The 16,464-nt window shown below is 61.2% G+C and carries 14 protein-coding genes; all 14 read right to left on the reverse strand.

What is annotated here, in order from left to right; genetic code table 11:
* Positions 1-103: 103 nt before the first annotated feature.
* A complete protein-coding gene (gene ftsZ, locus CFE47_RS30150; protein WP_017138180.1) occupies positions 104-1,309 on the reverse strand; it encodes a cell division protein FtsZ in 1,206 nt (401 codons plus the stop codon).
* A gap of 65 nt (positions 1,310-1,374) precedes the next feature.
* Positions 1,375-2,637: a cell division protein FtsA gene (gene ftsA / locus CFE47_RS30155; protein ID WP_185708409.1), complete on the reverse strand. Its 1,263-nt coding sequence runs from the start codon at positions 2,635-2,637 to the stop codon at positions 1,375-1,377.
* A 15-nt stretch (positions 2,638-2,652) separates the two neighbouring features.
* Positions 2,653-3,522, reverse strand: a complete 870-nt coding sequence (locus tag CFE47_RS30160; RefSeq protein ID WP_286842699.1) for a cell division protein FtsQ/DivIB — start codon at positions 3,520-3,522, stop codon at positions 2,653-2,655.
* Between the two features lie 4 nt (positions 3,523-3,526).
* A complete protein-coding gene (locus CFE47_RS30165) occupies positions 3,527-4,483 on the reverse strand; it encodes a D-alanine--D-alanine ligase (RefSeq protein ID WP_286842702.1) in 957 nt (318 codons plus the stop codon).
* Positions 4,480-5,925 carry a UDP-N-acetylmuramate--L-alanine ligase gene (gene murC / locus CFE47_RS30170; protein WP_185708406.1) on the reverse strand — a complete coding sequence of 482 codons (1,446 nt, stop codon included), beginning with the start codon at positions 5,923-5,925 and terminating at the stop codon, positions 4,480-4,482. The genes CFE47_RS30165 and murC overlap by 4 nt, the downstream gene beginning before the upstream one ends.
* Complete coding sequence (gene murG, locus CFE47_RS30175) at positions 5,918-6,988, reverse strand: undecaprenyldiphospho-muramoylpentapeptide beta-N-acetylglucosaminyltransferase (protein WP_286842707.1); 1,071 nt, start codon at positions 6,986-6,988, stop codon at positions 5,918-5,920. The genes murC and murG overlap by 8 nt, the downstream gene beginning before the upstream one ends.
* Positions 6,978-8,201 (reverse strand): putative lipid II flippase FtsW, encoded by a 1,224-nt coding sequence (gene ftsW, locus CFE47_RS30180; protein ID WP_185708404.1) that lies wholly within the window; start codon positions 8,199-8,201, stop codon positions 6,978-6,980. The genes murG and ftsW overlap by 11 nt, the downstream gene beginning before the upstream one ends.
* Positions 8,198-9,544 (reverse strand): UDP-N-acetylmuramoyl-L-alanine--D-glutamate ligase, encoded by a 1,347-nt coding sequence (gene murD, locus CFE47_RS30185; protein ID WP_286842711.1) that lies wholly within the window; start codon positions 9,542-9,544, stop codon positions 8,198-8,200. Before murD ends, ftsW begins: the two co-directional genes overlap by 4 nt.
* Positions 9,545-9,550: 6 nt before the next feature.
* Positions 9,551-10,633: a phospho-N-acetylmuramoyl-pentapeptide-transferase gene (gene mraY / locus CFE47_RS30190; protein ID WP_185708402.1), complete on the reverse strand. Its 1,083-nt coding sequence runs from the start codon at positions 10,631-10,633 to the stop codon at positions 9,551-9,553.
* The gene (locus tag CFE47_RS30195; protein ID WP_286842713.1) at positions 10,633-12,003 is read right to left on the reverse strand and encodes a UDP-N-acetylmuramoyl-tripeptide--D-alanyl-D-alanine ligase; all 1,371 of its coding nucleotides are present in this window, start codon (positions 12,001-12,003) and stop codon (positions 10,633-10,635) included. Before CFE47_RS30195 ends, mraY begins: the two co-directional genes overlap by 1 nt.
* Entirely contained in the window at positions 11,996-13,459 is a 1,464-nt protein-coding gene (locus CFE47_RS30200) for a UDP-N-acetylmuramoyl-L-alanyl-D-glutamate--2,6-diaminopimelate ligase (protein ID WP_286842715.1), read from the reverse strand. The genes CFE47_RS30195 and CFE47_RS30200 overlap by 8 nt, the downstream gene beginning before the upstream one ends.
* Complete coding sequence (locus CFE47_RS30205) at positions 13,459-15,201, reverse strand: peptidoglycan D,D-transpeptidase FtsI family protein (RefSeq protein WP_185708455.1); 1,743 nt, start codon at positions 15,199-15,201, stop codon at positions 13,459-13,461. The genes CFE47_RS30200 and CFE47_RS30205 overlap by 1 nt, the downstream gene beginning before the upstream one ends.
* Positions 15,201-15,494, reverse strand: a complete 294-nt coding sequence (ftsL, locus tag CFE47_RS30210; protein WP_017738702.1) for a cell division protein FtsL — start codon at positions 15,492-15,494, stop codon at positions 15,201-15,203. The genes CFE47_RS30205 and ftsL overlap by 1 nt, the downstream gene beginning before the upstream one ends.
* Entirely contained in the window at positions 15,491-16,438 is a 948-nt protein-coding gene (gene rsmH / locus CFE47_RS30215; protein ID WP_167496641.1) for a 16S rRNA (cytosine(1402)-N(4))-methyltransferase RsmH, read from the reverse strand. Before rsmH ends, ftsL begins: the two co-directional genes overlap by 4 nt.
* Positions 16,439-16,464 lie beyond the last annotated feature (26 nt).

Genomic DNA, 16,464 nt, shown 5'->3' on the forward strand with positions numbered 1-16,464 from the left:
CGCTTGAGCGCAAATTGCGAACTGGTATCAACAAAGGCTGGCGATAATAGCAGACCAGACCTTTGCTGAACACCAATCACCTTCATAGCCCTGATACATTCCATCAATCGGCCTGACGACGCAGGAAAGCCGGGATGTCCAAGTAGTCCAGATCATCTTGCGGATTCGGGCTACGGGACGCCGCAGCACCGGCCTGAGCCTGGTTGCGCATCACGGTCGGACGGTCCAGATCACGGTAGTTAACAGACGGCAGTTCCTGGCGCGCAGGCGCTGGAGCGGCAGCTTGCTGGCTGGCGTGGCTGTTATGGCCAGTGTGAACGGTGTTGTCGATAACCTTCACAGGCTTCTCGATTTTCGCGCCCAGGCCGGTAGCTACCACGGTTACATGCAGCTCGTCGCGCATATCCGGGTCGATAACGGTACCGACTTTGACCATGGCGTGCTCGGAAGCGAAGGCTTCGATGATGCTACCCACGTCGGAGTACTCACCCAGGGACAGGTCAGGACCGGCGGTGATGTTCACCAGGATGCCGCGTGCGCCTTGCAGGTTCACGTCTTCGAGCAACGGGTTGCGGATGGCCGCTTCAGTAGCTTCACGTGCACGGTTAGGACCGCTGGCGCAGCCAGTGCCCATCATTGCCATGCCCATTTCGCTCATGACAGTACGTACGTCGGCAAAGTCGACGTTGATCATGCCTGGGCGCTTGATGATGTCGGAGATACCGCGAACGGCACCGGCCAGTACATCGTCAGCCTTGGCGAATGCGGACAGCAGGCTTGCGTCCTTGCCCAGGATGGTCAGCAGCTTCTCGTTAGGAATAGTGATCAACGAGTCGACGCTTTCAGACAGCAGACGGATGCCTTCGTCGGCGATCTGCATGCGCTTGCGACCTTCGAACGGGAACGGACGGGTTACAACAGCAACCGTCAGAATGCCCATTTCCTTGGCCACTTCGGCAATGATTGGTGCAGCACCGGTACCGGTACCGCCGCCCATGCCGGTGGTGATGAACACCATGTTGGTGCCTTGCAGCACTTCGGCAATACGCTCGCGGTCTTCCAGTGCGGCTTGACGGCCGACTTCCGGGTTGGCGCCAGCGCCAAGGCCCTTGGTCACGGCGGTGCCCAATTGCAGGATGGTCCGCGCGCCGATGCTTTTCAGCGCCTGGGCATCAGTGTTGGCGCAGATGAATTCAACGCCTTCAATGTTGCTCTTGACCATGTGGTTGACAGCGTTGCCGCCGCCACCGCCGACACCGATTACTTTAATAACCGGGCTTGCGGGGATGTTGTCTACGAGTTCGAACATGTTCCCTCTCCTTTCATTTCTCTAGTTTTTTCGCCTACTGCTTACAACGGTGCTGCGGTAAATCTTTAGAAATTGCCTTTTACCCAAGCCTGCAGCCGCTCGAACAACGGCGCTTTCGCTTCGTCGTCGTTGCGGTAGCTGTCACGGATGCTTGGGCCCGACAGGGAAATGCCGTCGGTCTGCTTTTGCAGTCCGTACAACAGCAAGCCCACACCGGTGGAATAAATCGGGTTGCGGACCACGTCGCCCAGGCCTTTCACGCCGTGAGGCACGCCCAGGCGAACCGGCATGTGGAAGATTTCCTCGGCGAGTTCGACCGCGCCTTCCATCTTCGAAGTACCGCCGGTCAGCACGATGCCGGCCGGGATCAAATCTTCGTAGCCGCTGCGACGCAGTTCCGCCTGGATCAGGGTGAACAGTTCGTCGTAACGCGGCTCGACCACTTCGGCCAGGGCCTGGCGCGACAGTTCGCGCGGTGGACGGTCGCCCACGCTTGGCACCTTGATGGTCTCGCCGGCACCGGCCAGCTTGGCCAGGGCGCAGGCGTAGCGGATCTTGATTTCTTCGGCGTACTGGGTCGGTGTCCGCAGCGCCATGGCGATATCGTTGGTCACCTGGTCGCCGGCAATCGGGATCACGGCGGTGTGACGGATCGCACCTTCGGTGAAGATCGCGATGTCGGTGGTGCCGCCGCCGATGTCCACCAGGCACACGCCCAGTTCTTTTTCGTCGTCGGTCAGTACCGAGTAGGCCGAGGCCAACTGCTCAAGAATGATGTCGTCGATTTCCAGGCCACAGCGGCGCACGCATTTTTCAATGTTTTGTGCGGCGTTGACCGCGCAGGTCACCACGTGGACCTTGGCTTCCAGGCGTACACCCGACATGCCTAGCGGCTCGCGAACGCCTTCCTGGTTATCGATCACGTAGTCCTGCGGCAGGGTGTGCAATACGCGCTGGTCAGCCGGGATCGCAACGGCCTGGGCAGCGTCGAGTACGCGCTCAAGGTCGGCCGAGCTGACTTCACGGTCGCGGATCGCCACGATGCCGTGGGAGTTCAGGCTGCGGATATGGTTGCCGGCCACGCCGACGAACGCCGAGTGAATCCGGCAACCGGCCATCAGCTGCGCTTCTTCGATAGCGCGCTGGATCGATTGCACGGTGGACTCAATGTTCACCACCACGCCCTTCTTCAGGCCCCGGGACGGATGCGTGCCAATACCGACGATCTCGATCACGCCGTCTTCACCGACCTCGCCCACCAGCGCCACCACCTTGGAGGTGCCGATATCGAGACCGACGATCATTTTGCCGCTTTGCACGTTTGCCATGGGTCCTGCCTCTTCTTAATTCTTCGCGACAGCGGGTTGCGCTGCCGTGGGCGCAGCCGGTTCACGCCAGCCGACGGCAAGGCCGTTGGCGTAACGCAGGTCGACGCTCGCAATGTTCGTAATCTGTTCTTTCAAGGTCTTGTCGTAGATGGCAATGAAGCGGCGCATCTTTTCCACCAAGCGGTCGCGTCCCAGCAACAACTGGATGCCCGGGCCGGAACTGCCTGCCCCGGTCGTCAAAAACCAGCTACCCCGTTCACGCAGTTCCAGGCGTGCAATGGAGAAGCCCATAGGCCGCAGCATCTGGCTCAAGGCCTGGTACTGCTGCATCACTTGCTGCTGCGCCCGCTGCGGCCCGAACAGCTGCGGCAGGTGCTCGTAGTTGGCCAGCTCACGCGGGGTGAACGCCTGGCCCTGGTTGTTCAACAGCGCTTCGTCACCCCAACGGGCCACGGGCAGTTGTTCTTCCAGGCGGATCGTCACCTGGTCCGGCCAGACGCGACGGACTTCGGCGTGGGCGATCCACGGCATTTGCTCCAGCTCCGAGCGCATACCCGCCAAGTCGATGGTGAAGAAGCTCGCCGCCAGGTACGGGCCGATACGCTGCTGCACCGCTTGCTGGCTGATGTAGCTCAAGTCGCCCTGCACGCTGATCTTGGTGATCGGCCGATCGGCATAGGGCAACAGACGCTGCGCGCCTTCGTAGGTTCCAAAGCCCAACACCACCAGCAGCACCGGCCAGAACAGCGCCTTGAGGAAACCAAAGTTGGCTTTCGGCAAGCGCACCGACATCGGCTCTTTAGCCACCATTCGGCTGGCACCCCGGGGCACCGGCTTGCGACCGGGTGCTTGTGGGGGCTGATGACGAAGCGATGCGCCGTTCATGTTCTTAGCCTCTTGGCTCAATGCTTGCGGCCAGGATCGCCAGCACCAACTGCTGGAAATCCAAACCGGCGGCACGAGCGGCCATAGGTACCAAGCTGTGATCGGTCATGCCGGGAGCGGTGTTGACTTCCAGGAACCAGAAATTCCCTTGGTCATCCTGCATCACGTCTGCCCGCGCCCAACCGGCGATACCCAGCGCCTCACAGGCTTTTGCCGTGAGGTCCATCAATTCCTGTTCCTTGGCTGCGTCGAGGCCGCACGGGATCCGGTACTGGGTATCGGAGGCCACGTACTTGGCGTCGTAGTCGTAAAAGGTGTGGGGCGTGCCCAATGCGATAGGCGGCAATACCTGGCCACGCAGGGTGGCGATGGTGTACTCGGGACCCTGGATCCACTGTTCCACCAACACTTGCGAATCGTAGGTACTTGCCGCTTTCCATGCGTCGATCAATTCAGCGGCCGAGTTCACTTTGGCCATGCCGATACTGGAGCCTTCATGGGCAGGTTTGACGATCAAAGGCAGGCCCAGTTCCTTGGCTGCAGAAATACAATCGTCTTCGCTGCACAGCACACTGTGACGCGGGGTTGGAATGCCCAGGCTGTGCCACACCTGCTTGGTGCGCAACTTGTCCATCGCCAACGCGGAAGCGAGGATGCCACTGCCGGTGTAAGGGATGCCGGCGCATTCCAGCAGGCCTTGCATGCTGCCGTCTTCACCGCCACGGCCGTGGAGGATGATGAACGCGCGGTCGATCTTCTCAGCCTGCAAGCGAGCAAGGAAGTCATCGCCCACGTCGATGCCGAATGCGTTCACACCGGCGCTTTGCAGCGCTTCGAGCACGGCATTGCCGGACTTGAGCGACACTTCGCGCTCGGCGCTCTTGCCGCCGAACAGTACAGCCACGCGACCGAAATCGGCAGGTGTGATGGTCGAAAACAGGGAGGCGTAATCAGTGTTCATTTCGACGCTCCCTTGGCAGCAGCGAACAGCGGGCTCGCCAGCAATTTAGGGGCAAGGCCGCCAATGTCACCGGCACCCTGGCACAGCAAAATGTCGCCGGCACGCAGCAGCGGCTTGACGATCGGCGCCAGGTCTACGCCACGCTCGATGTAGATCGGGTCCAATTGACCGCGCTGACGAATGCTGTTGCACAGCTTGCGGCTGTCCGCTCCCGGGATCGGCTCTTCACCCGCCGGGTAGACTTCCATCAGCAGCAGCACGTTGGCATCGGCCAGTACATTGACAAAATCGTCGTACAAGTCGCGCGTACGGCTATAGCGGTGCGGTTGGTAAACCATTACCAAACGGCGCTCCGGCCAACCGCCGCGGACAGCCTTGATCACCGCAGCCACTTCAGTCGGGTGGTGACCGTAGTCATCCACCAGCATCACGTCACCGCCTTCTACCGGCAACTGGCCGTAGACCTGGAAGCGACGACCCACGCCGGCAAAGCGCGACAGGCCTTCAACGATGGCTTCATCGCTGACGCCCTCATCGGTGGCGATGCAAATGGTCGCCAGGGAGTTGAGTACGTTGTGGTTGCCCGGCATGTTGACCGAGACGTCCAGCGGCTCGCGGTCGGGACGCAACACGGTGAAGAAGGTTTGCATGCCTTCCTGACGCACATTGATCGCACGCACATCGGCGTCTTCGCTGAAGCCATAGGTCACGGTTGGGCGCTTGACCAACGGCAGGATTTCGCGCACGACCGGATCGTCCAGGCACACCACGGCCAAACCATAGAACGGCAGGTTGTGCAGGAATTCGACGAAGGTTTTCTTCAACTTGTTGAAGTCACCGTCGTAGGTGGCCATGTGGTCTTCGTCGATGTTGGTGACCACGGCAACCAGCGGCTGCAGGTGCAGGAAGCTCGCGTCACTTTCATCGGCTTCGGCAATCAGGTACCGGCTGGTGCCAAGCTGGGCATTGGTGCCCGCTGCATTCAGGCGGCCACCAATCACAAAGGTCGGGTCCAGGCCACCGGCGGCGAACACTGAGGCGATCAGGCTGGTGGTGGTGGTTTTGCCGTGGGTACCGGCGACGGCGATGCCGTGGCGATAGCGCATCAGCTCGGCCAGCATCTCGGCGCGTGGCACCACGGGAATACGGCGTTCAAGGGCGGTGGCCACTTCCGGGTTGGAGGTGTTCACGGCACTGGACACCACCAGCACGTCGGCCTCGGCAGCGTTCTCGGCACGGTGGCCGATGAAGATTTGCGCACCGAAGGTTTTCAGGCGATCAGTGACCGGCGACTCTTTCAAGTCGGAGCCAGACACCTGGTACCCCAGGTTCAGCAATACTTCGGCAATGCCGCACATGCCCACACCGCCGATACCGACGAAGTGGATGCGACGGATGCGGCGCATCTCGGGTTGTGGCATGGCTTTCTGATTCTCAACCATGGGCCACCTCCAGGCAGATATCGACCACGGTGCGGGTTGCGTCAGGTTTGGCCAGGCGGCTTGCGGTGCTCGCCATGCTGTTGAGTCGTTCCGGTTGCATCAAAACCTCGGTCAGGCGTGCGGCCAAATCGGCGGCGCCAGTCGTTCTTTGCGGCAGCAGGAAGGCAGCGCCCTCCCCGGCCAAATATTCGGCGTTGCGGGTCTGGTGATCGTCGATCGCATGGGGCAAAGGCACCAGCAAGGACGGCAGACCGGCGGCAGCCAGTTCACTGACGGTCAGCGCACCGGAGCGGCAGACCACCAGGTCGGCCCAGCCATAGGCTTGGGCCATGTCTTTGATGAAGGGCTGTATGTTCGCCTCTACACCCGCTTCGCGATAACGCGTGGCGGTGACTTCACCGTGGTTTTTGCCAGCCTGATGGAAGACTTCCGGACGCAATTCCACAGGGAGTTGCGCCAGCGCTTCCGGCAGCAGTTTGTTCAACGGCTCGGACCCCAGGCTTCCGCCCATGATCAGCAGGTGCGCCTTGCGTCCGGGCAACGCTTCACGGGCGATGTCCATAAACAGTTCGGTGCGCACCGGGTTGCCGGTGGTACGCAGTTTGTCCGATGCACCAAAGGTCTTCGGGAAGGCCTCGCACACCCGTGCTGCCAGGGGCACCAGCAAACGGTTGGCGGTACCGGCCACGGCGTTCTGCTCGTGCACGATCACCGGCACGCCAGCGAGTCGAGCCGCAACGCCACCAGGACCGGTCACATAACCGCCAAAGCCCAGCACGCAGACCGGCTTCAACTCACGAATCACTTTACGTGCTTGCCATACTGCCTTGAGCAACACGAACGGCGCCTTGAGCAGGGACAACTTGCCCTTGCCGCGCAGGCCGGTGACGTTGATCAAATGCAACGGCAAACCCGCATTCGGCACCAATTCATTTTCGATTCCACGCGGCGTGCCCAACCAGTGCACGGTGTAGCCACGGTTCTGAAACTCACGTGCACACGCCAAGGCCGGGAACACGTGGCCCCCGGTGCCGCCTGCCATGATCAGCACGTTAGCGCCCATGGGTCGGCTCCTCGGCAAAGTCACTTTCACTGAATTCCATCTCTTCGCTACCCAAGTGGGTTCGACTCTCCCATTCGATGCGCAGCAACAAACCGAGACAGGCGCAGCAAATCACCAACGAACTGCCGCCGTAACTGAGGAACGGCAAGGTCAGGCCCTTGGTCGGCAGCAGGCCGACGTTTACACCGATATTGATCAGGAACTGGCCGATCCACAGGAACGACAAGCCGTACGCCACATACGCGGCGAAATACTGTTTAGCCTTCTCAGCCCACAGGCCGATGTACATGCCGCGTACACACACGAACACGAACAGCGCGACGGTGCACAGCGAACCCACGACGCCCAGTTCTTCGGCGAGTACCGAGAACACGAAGTCGGTGTGCGCTTCCGGCAGGTAGAACTGCTTCTGCACGCTGTTACCCAGGCCCACGCCCAGCCACTCGCCGCGACCAAAGGCGATGAGTGCCTGGGTCAACTGGTAGCCGGAACCGAACTGGTCGGACCACGGGTCGGTAAAGGTAATCAGACGGGCCATCCGGTACGGTTGCGCCTGCACCAGAATCGTTACCGCAGCGACCGCCAGCACCACCATCAAGGTGAAACGGAACAAGCCCACGCCACCGAGGAACAGCATCGCCGCAGCGGCCCCCATCATCACGACGGTGGCACCGAAGTCAGGCTCCATCAGCAACAGGCCAGCCATAGGCAGCAGCACAATGAACGGCTTGAAAAAGCCCATCCAGCTTTCGCGCACTTCTTTCTGGCGGCGCACCAGGTAGCCGGCGAGGTAGATCACCACGAACACCTTGGCGATTTCCGAAGGCTGCACGTTGAACGCACCGAAGCCGATCCAACGCATCGAACCGTTCACCTCCCGGCCAATGCCGGGCAGGATCACCATGATCAGCAAACCAAACGCACCGATAAGCATCAGCCAGCCCAGGCGCTGCCAGGTGGCGATAGGGATCATCATCGTCACGATGCATGCGCCGAGGCCGAGCACCAGGTAAACCAGGTGACGGATCATCATGTACAGGGTGTTGCCCGATTGCACCGCAGCCACTTCGGACGATGCCGAGGTGATCATCACCAGGCCCAGGCCCAGAAGCGCCAGGCAACCGGCAAGCATTGGGAAATCGAGGTCGATACCGCGCCCGGTAATGATCGGCGACGGGTACGGCTTGATGATGTTCCGGAAATTGATGCTCATGCCAAGCCCTCCACGGCGCGTGCGAACAACTGGCCGCGCTCTTCGTAGTTCTTGAACATGTCGAAACTGGCACACGCCGGCGACAGCAGCACCGCGTCGCCCGGCTGGGCCAGGGCCCTGCATTGGGTAATCGCGTCGTCCAGGGAGGAGGCACGCACTTGCGGCACAGCGTCACCCAGGGCGGCGGCGATCAGGTCGGAGTCACGGCCCATCAGCACCACGGCGCGGCAATGCTCGCTCACAGGGCCTTTGAGGTCCTTGAAATCGGCACCCTTGCCGTCACCACCGGCGATCAGCACGAGCTTGCCTTCGATATCGGCGCCCAGGCCTTCGATGGCAGCCAGGGCTGCACCGACGTTGGTGGCCTTGGAGTCGTTGTAATAGCTGACGCCGTCGAGGTCGCGTACCCATTGGCAGCGATGCTCTAGGCCGCCAAAGGTACGCAGGGCCGACAGCATGGCGTCGAAGGGCAGGCCAACGGCATGCCCCAGTGCCAGGGCCGCAAGGGCATTGGACTGGTTATGGGCGCCACGAATTTTCAACTCGCGCACCGGCATCAGGTTCTGGAATTCGAAGGCCAGGTATTTCTCACCGTTCTCTTCACGAATACCGAAAGCTTTGAAGTCGGGTTTGCTCAGGCCAAAGGTCCAGCATGGCAGGCCCTCACCCATCAGCGGACGGCTCAGGGCATCCTGACGGTTGACCACGACCTGCTTGGCGCCACGGAAGATCCGGTGCTTGGCCAAGTGATAAGCCGGCAGGCCGCTGTAGCGGTCCATGTGGTCTTCACTCACGTTCAGCACGGTTGCCACTTCGGCACCGAGATCATGAGTGGTTTCCAGTTGGAAGCTCGACAGCTCCATCACGTACAGCTCGATGTCATCGCTGAGCAGGTCCAGCGCCGGCGTACCAAGGTTGCCGCCCACCGCGACACGCTTGCCCGCCGCAGCCGCCATCTCGCCGACCAACGTGGTGACGGTGCTTTTCGCGTTGGAACCGCTGATGGCGATGATCGGCGCCTGCGCGTTACGCGCGAACAGGTCGATATCGCCGGACAGCTTCACGCCACGCGCGGCTGCCGCTTGCAGGGCCGGTGTCGCCAGGGCCAGGCCAGGGCTCACGTAGAGCTCATCGGCGCGGCACAGAAACTCGACATCCAGCTCGCCACAACGCACTTCCACGTGCGGGTAGTCACGGCGCAGCGTGACCAGCTCCGGTGGATTTTCCCGCGTATCGGCCACGGCAAACGGCTTGCCCCGGTTCGCCAGGAAGCGAACCAGGGACATGCCGCTCTTGCCGAGGCCGACAACGATGCGGAAGTGGTCTGAAGCGATCAGGGACACTCGTTTCTACCTCAGTTTCAGGGTGGCAAGGCCAACCAGTACCAGAATCACGGTGATGATCCAGAAGCGCACGATCACGCGCGGCTCGGGCCAGCCCTTGAGTTCAAAGTGGTGGTGAATCGGCGCCATGCGGAACACGCGGCGCCCGGTCAATTTGAAGGAGGCCACCTGGATGACCACCGACAGGGTTTCCATCACGAACACACCGCCCATGATGAACAGCACGATTTCTTGGCGAACGATCACTGCGATGGTGCCCAGGGCCGCGCCCAGCGCCAGTGCGCCGACGTCACCCATGAAGACTTGCGCCGGGTAGGTGTTGAACCACAGGAAGCCCAGGCCGGCACCGATCAGTGCGCCGCAGAACACGATCAACTCACCCGCGCCCGGTACATAGGGGATCAGCAGGTATTCAGCGAATTTCACGTTACCCGACAGGTAGCAGAAGATGCCGAGCGCGCCGCCCACCATCACTGTCGGCATGATCGCCAGGCCATCGAGGCCATCGGTGAGGTTAACGGCGTTGCTGGAGCCGACGATCACAAAATAGGTCAGCACCACGAAGCCGACGCCCAGTGGAATGCTGGCGTCCTTGAGCATCGGGATGATCAGGGTGGTTTCTACTGCGCTTGGCGCCGTGGTGTAGAGGAAAATCGCCGCGCCCAGGCCGAACACCGACTGCCAGAAGTACTTCCAGCGGCTTGGCAGCCCTTTCGAGTTTTTCTCGATGACCTTGCGGTAGTCATCCACCCAGCCGATGGCGCCGAACAACAAGGTCACCAGCAGCACGGTCCACACGTAACGGTTGTGCAGGTCGGCCCACAGCAAGGTGCTGATACCGATGGACGACAGGATCAACGCACCGCCCATGGTCGGGGTGCCGGATTTGGACAGGTGCGACTGCGGGCCGTCATTACGAACCGATTGACCAATTTGCAGGTTCTGCAGGGTGCGGATCATCCACGGCCCTAAAAACAGCGACAGAGACAGCGCCGTCAGCACACCCAGGATCCCGCGCAGGGTCAGGTACTGAAAGACCGCGAAGCCTTTGTGGAACTGTTGCAGATACTCAGCCAGCAGCAGCAGCATTAATGTTTCTCCGTACTTGAGCCACACAAGGCCGCGACGACGTTTTCCATCACCGCGCTGCGCGATCCCTTGATCAAAATGGTTGTGTGTTTGTCTTGTTCAGCCGCAGTCAGCGCCTGGATCAGCTCGGCCTGGGTGGCGAAATGGCGCGCGCCGGGGCCGAAGGCGTTGACGGCATGGGCCATATTTGTACCCACGGCGTAAAGCGCATCGGCTTTGCCAACGGCGTAGGCACCGACTTCGCGGTGGCCTTGCTCAGCCCAGTCGCCCAACTCACCGATATCGCCCAGCACCAGCACCTTGCGCCCGGCAAAGGTTTTAAGCAGGTCTACCGCAGCATTGATCGAGGACGGGTTGGCGTTGTAGGTGTCGTCAATCACGCGCATGCCATTGGTCGCCAACTGCGCCACGGTGCGGCCCTTGACCGGCTGCACCGCGCCCAGGCCAGTGGCGATACCGAACAGCGATACGCCCAAGGCATGGGCGGCTGCAGCAGCAGCCAAGGCGTTAGCAACGTTGTGGTTGCCCAGCAAGTTCAACTGCACGTGCTCACTGCCTTGCGGAGTATGCAAGGTGAAGGACGGGCATCCACGCGCATCGACCGTGATGTCGGACGCATGAAAATCAGCCGTAGCGTTGAGCACGGCAAACGTCAGCACCTTGCGACCGGCGGCGCGTACACGCCAGGTCTCAAAGGCCTTGTCGTCAAGATTCAATACAGCGGTGCCCGAGGCATCGAGCCCCTCAAGGATTTCGCCCTTGGCTTCGACGATCTTTTCCGGGCCGCCGAACTCGCCCACGTGGGCCGTACCGGCGTTGTTGATAATGGCCACGTGGGGCTTGGTCAGCGCCACGGTGTAGGCGATTTCGCCAACACGCGATGCACCCAGTTCAATCACCGCCGCCGTGTGTTCCGGGGCCAGTTCGAGCAGGGTCAGCGGTGCACCGAAATCATTGTTCAGGTTGCCACGGGTAGCCAGGACCGGCCCGCGCGTACGCAAGATGCCCGCCAGCAGTTCCTTGACCGTGGTTTTGCCGCTGGAGCCGGTAACGGCTGCAACGGGCTTGTCGAAAGCGGCGCGGTTCAAGGCACCCAATTGGCCGAGGGCCAACCGGGTATCGGCTACCAGCAATTGCGGCAAGGTGGAATCTGCCACTTCACGCTGCACCAAGGCACCCACTGCACCTTTGGCGGCGACGTCATTCAGGTAGTCGTGACCATCGAAACGCGGGCCTGCCAGTGCGACAAACAGTTGCCCGGGTTTGATGTTGCGGCTGTCAATACTGACCCCGTCGAAGTTGCAATCGCTCGACAGTACGCGGGCCGATAGGGCCTGGGTCAGTTCGCTGAATTTCATAGCTTTAAGCATGGGCGACCTCCCAGGCGGTCAAGGCGTGATCGGCCTCGACCAGATCGGAGAAGGCATGGCGTTCGCCATTGATTTCCTGGTAGTCCTCGTGGCCTTTGCCAGCCAGCACCACCACGTCGTCGGCATTGGCACTGGCGATCAATTGGGCGATGGCCGCACCGCGACCGGCGACGAAGGTGGCCTTGGACACGTCTTTGAAGCCTGTGCGGATGTCGTCGAAAATCTGGCTCGGGTCTTCGCTGCGCGGGTTGTCGTCGGTGACGAGTACGCCGTCAGCCAGACGCTCGACGATTTCGGCCATCAACGGACGCTTGCCGCGATCACGATCACCGCCGCAACCGAACAGACACAACAACCGGCCTTTGGCGTGAGGACGCAGGGCGACGAGAACCTTTTCCAGTGCGTCCGGCGTGTGCGCATAGTCGACCACTACCAGCGGTTGCTTGCCGCCACCCAGGCGCTGCATACGACCGACCGGCCCTTCCAGCTTGGGCAGCACGCGCAGGATTTCATCCAGGGCGTAATCCAGGCCAAGCAACGCGCCGATGGCGGCAAGAACGTTGCTCAGGTTGAAGCGCCCAAGCAAGGTGCTGCGCAGGTGATGCTCGCCCTGAGGCGTGACCAACGTGGCACGTACGCCTTCGTCGTCAAATTGGGCTTCACGGCAATACAGGTACGCGCTGGCGTCCAGAAGGCTATAGCTGATCAGACGCGATTCACGATCTTGCGCAGCCAACTGGCGACCGAATTCGTCGTCCAGATTCACCACCCGGCACTTGAGGTCATTCCAGGCAAACAGCTTGGCCTTTTCGGCGGCGTAGGCCTCCATGGTGCCGTGGTAGTCCAGGTGATCGCGGGACAGATTGGTCATCACCGCCACATCAAAGGCCAGCGCAGCAACGCGGCCTTGGTGCAAGCCGTGGGACGAGACTTCCATCGCAACCGCCTTTGCACCGGCCTTTTTCAGGTCGGCCAGGGTCGCTTGCACGGCAATAGGGTTCGGCGTGGTGTGCAGGCCGCTTTGCAGCGCGCCATAAAAGCCCGTGCCGAGCGTGCCGACAATGCCGCAATGCTGGCCCAGCAGATCAAGCGCCTGGGCGATCAATTGGGTCACGCTGGTCTTGCCATTGGTGCCGGTGACACCCACAAGATTGAGCTGACGGCTCGGGTCGCCATAGAAACGCCCGGCGATATCGGACAACTGCGCAGCCAGGCCCTTGACCGGAATCAACGGCACATCAGTGATCGGCAGCACGGTGGCGCCTTCCACTTCATAAGCCACCGCTGCAGCACCGCGCTGCAAGGCATCGGCGATATGCGCACGGCCATCGTACTTGCCGCCCGGTACCGCCAGGAACAGGTCACCGGCGCGTACATTGCGGCTGTCCAGGCTCAGCTCACGGATCAGTAGATCGCGACCGGCGTGGGCGAAAATCTTGTTCAGGCTAAGAGACATCAGCCGCGCCCTCCATTGGCTTTTGCAGCAGCGGCCGGTGGTCCGGCGTTCGCTTGTTGGGTCGGCGGCAGGTTGTCCGGGGTGATGTTCATCAGGCGCAGGGTGCCGGACATCACTTTGCTGAACACCGGCGCCGATACCAGGCCACCGAAGTAGCCCGCTTTACTCGGTTCATCGATCACTACGACGATGGCGTAGCGCGGGTCGCTCATCGGGCCGAAACCGGCAAACAGTGAGCGGTAGGAATTCTCGGCGTAGCCCTTGGTGCCGACCGATGTCTTACGGGCAGTACCGGACTTGCCTGCCACGTGATACGCCGGCACTTGGGCGCGGAATACACCGCGTGGCGCTTCGATCACTTGTTGCAGCATGCCTTGCATGGTCTTGGCGACGTTTTCCGGGATCACCTGGGTGGCTTTCGGTGCTTCGTCGACGTGGATCAGGCTCAGCGGCACCATGCGGCCATTGTTGGCCAGCACAGAGAAGGCGTGGGCCAGTTGGATCGCGGTCACAGACAGGCCGTAGCCATACGAAAGCGTGGCAGTCTCGGCTTTTTTCCAGTCGCGGTAGTTCGGCAGGTTGCCCACTCGCTCGCCAGGGAAGTCGAGGCCGGTGGGTTGGCCCAAGCCGATTTTTTGCGCGAGGTGGTAGATGGTTTCGCCGCCGATATCGAAGGCAACCTTGCTCATGCCGACGTTACTGGAGTTGATCAAAATACCTGTCAAATCCAGCACTGGGCCTTCGGTACGGGATACGTCACGAATGGTGTATTTGCCCAACTGCAAGGTGCCCGGATACACCTCGACCTTGTCGCTGGGTTTCCAGCGCCCGGTTTCGAGGGCAGCGCTCATCGAGATGGCTTTCATGGTCGAACCCGGCTCGAACACGTCGATCATTGCGCGGTTGCGCATCATCGCCGGTTGCAGGTTGCGACGGTTGTTCGGGTTGTAGGTCGGCTGGTTGACCATGGCAAGGATCTCGCCGGTCTTCACGTCCATGATCACCAGGCTGCCGGCCTTGGCGCCGTTCTCGATGATCGCGTTGCGCAGCTCGCGGTTGGCCAGGTATTGCAGACGCAGGTCAATCGACAACGCCAAGGGCTTACCGGCCTTGGCGTTTTTAGTGACTTGGACATCCTTGATCAGTCTGCCACGCCGATCCTTGATGACTTGCCGTTTGCCGGGAACCCCGGCCAGCCATTCGTCGTAGGCGAGTTCCACACCTTCACGACCGTGGTCATCGATGTCGGTAAAACCGACCATATGCGCGGTGGTTTCACCGGCTGGGTAGAAACGACGGAATTCTTCGATGCCATAGACACCGGGGACTTTAAGGTCGAGCACTTGCTGGCCTTGTTCGGGGGTAAGCCCGCGAACAAGGTAGATGAATTCTTTGTTGGCCTGGGCTTCAAGGCGTTCAGCCAGGGCTTTAGGGTCTTGGCCGAGGGCGGCGGCGAGTGCCGGCCAGCGATCCTTGGCAACCTGCAGTTCCTTGGCGTTGGCCCACAGGGTCGTCACCGGCGTACTGACGGCCAGAGGCTCGCCGTTGCGGTCGGTGATCAGGCCGCGGTGCGCAGGAATCGGGATATGACGCAAGCTACGGGCATCGCCCTGGCCGATCAGGAAGTCGCGATCGACCACTTGCAGGTCGATGATCCGCCAGGCAATCGCCCCCACCATCAATGCCAGCAAGCCGAGCATCAGGCGGAAGCGCCACGGGTAGAGTGCGCCTTCGAGTTTCATCATGGCGCCACCATGCGGACTTCAGCCGCGCCAGGGATGTGCATTTTCAGTTGTTCGGTGGCCAGCACTTCGATACGACTGTGAGCCGTCCAGGTGCTTTGCTCCAGGATCAGCCGACCCCACTCCGCTTGCGCCTTGTCGCGCACGCTCAATTCCCCATACAGGGTGTTGAGCAACTGGCGGTTGTAGTGCGCGCTGTAGGACACCGCTATCGCGGACACCAGGACGCCGACGTACAACAGCATCATGAAGAAGCTGCCGCCCGGAAGGGGCTTGGCGAAAAGCTTGCTCACCGCAACTTCTCCGCGACACGCATGACGGCGCTACGGGAACGTGGGTTGGCCTTGAGTTCGGCTTCGGAAGCGAACTGCGCTTTGCCATGGATTTTGATTTTCGGCACAAAGGCTTCGAAACGCACCGGCAGGTTGCGCGGCAGGTTGTCGGACTCACCTTTAACCAGGCGACGCATGAACAATTTGACGATGCGGTCTTCCAGGGAGTGGAAGCTGATCACCACCAGGCGACCGCCCACTTCCAGCGCGTCAAGGGCAGCCTCGAGGCCAGCCTCAAGGTCGCCCAATTCGTTGTTGACGTGAATGCGCAGGCCTTGGAATGCACGGGTCGCCGGGTTCTTGCCCTTTTCCCAGGCGGGATTGGCGACTTTCAGCACTTCGGCCAGGTCGGCGGTGCGTTCGAACGGCTGGATTTCCCGACGCTCGACCACGGCGCGCGCCATACGGCCGGCGAAGCGCTCTTCACCGTATTCCTTGAATACGCGAGTGATTTCTTCATGGGGTGCGGTGGCAATGAACTCGGCAGCACTGATGCCCCGCGTCGGGTCCATGCGCATATCGAGTGGGCCGTCGTTCATGAAACTGAAACCGCGCTCCGGGTCGTCGAGCTGTGGCGAAGACACGCCCAGGTCGAGCAAAACCCCGGCCACCTTGCCCGCCATGCCACGCTCGGCCACTTCTGCACCCAGCTCGGCAAAGCTACGCTGCACAACGACAAAGCGGCCGTCTTCGGCCGCTAGCGCTTGCCCGGTGGCAATCGCTTGAGGGTCTTTGTCGAACCCGAGGAGCTTACCGTCGGACCCGAGCTGGCTGAGTATCAACCGGCTGTGCCCGCCCCTGCCGAAGGTGCCATCCAAATAGCAGCCATCCGCGCGTACGGCGAGAGCCTCAACGGCTTCGTCAAGCAGTACGGTGATGTGGTTAAAGCCGCTATCAATAGTCACAGGATCAAATCACGCAGTTCATCAGG

This window comes from Pseudomonas sp. PGPPP1 (assembly GCF_002255865.1).
Classification (GTDB): Bacteria; Pseudomonadota; Gammaproteobacteria; order Pseudomonadales; family Pseudomonadaceae; genus Aquipseudomonas; species Aquipseudomonas cremoris.

What these genes read in the sequence shown, in the direction of transcription:
- ftsZ (WP_017138180.1), bottom strand. Translation starts at nt 1,309, where the DNA reads ATGTTCGAACTCGTAGACAACATCCCCGCAAGCCCGGTTATTAAAGTA.
- ftsA (WP_185708409.1), bottom strand. Translation starts at nt 2,637, where the DNA reads ATGGCAAACGTGCAAAGCGGCAAAATGATCGTCGGTCTCGATATCGGC.
- CFE47_RS30160 (WP_286842699.1), bottom strand. Translation starts at nt 3,522, where the DNA reads ATGAACGGCGCATCGCTTCGTCATCAGCCCCCACAAGCACCCGGTCGC.
- CFE47_RS30165 (WP_286842702.1), bottom strand. Translation starts at nt 4,483, where the DNA reads ATGAACACTGATTACGCCTCCCTGTTTTCGACCATCACACCTGCCGAT.
- murC (WP_185708406.1), bottom strand. Translation starts at nt 5,925, where the DNA reads ATGGTTGAGAATCAGAAAGCCATGCCACAACCCGAGATGCGCCGCATC.
- murG (WP_286842707.1), bottom strand. Translation starts at nt 6,988, where the DNA reads ATGGGCGCTAACGTGCTGATCATGGCAGGCGGCACCGGGGGCCACGTG.
- ftsW (WP_185708404.1), bottom strand. Translation starts at nt 8,201, where the DNA reads ATGAGCATCAATTTCCGGAACATCATCAAGCCGTACCCGTCGCCGATC.
- mraY (WP_185708402.1), bottom strand. Translation starts at nt 10,633, where the DNA reads ATGCTGCTGCTGCTGGCTGAGTATCTGCAACAGTTCCACAAAGGCTTC.
- CFE47_RS30195 (WP_286842713.1), bottom strand. Translation starts at nt 12,003, where the DNA reads ATGCTTAAAGCTATGAAATTCAGCGAACTGACCCAGGCCCTATCGGCC.
- CFE47_RS30200 (WP_286842715.1), bottom strand. Translation starts at nt 13,459, where the DNA reads ATGTCTCTTAGCCTGAACAAGATTTTCGCCCACGCCGGTCGCGATCTA.
- CFE47_RS30205 (WP_185708455.1), bottom strand. Translation starts at nt 15,201, where the DNA reads ATGAAACTCGAAGGCGCACTCTACCCGTGGCGCTTCCGCCTGATGCTC.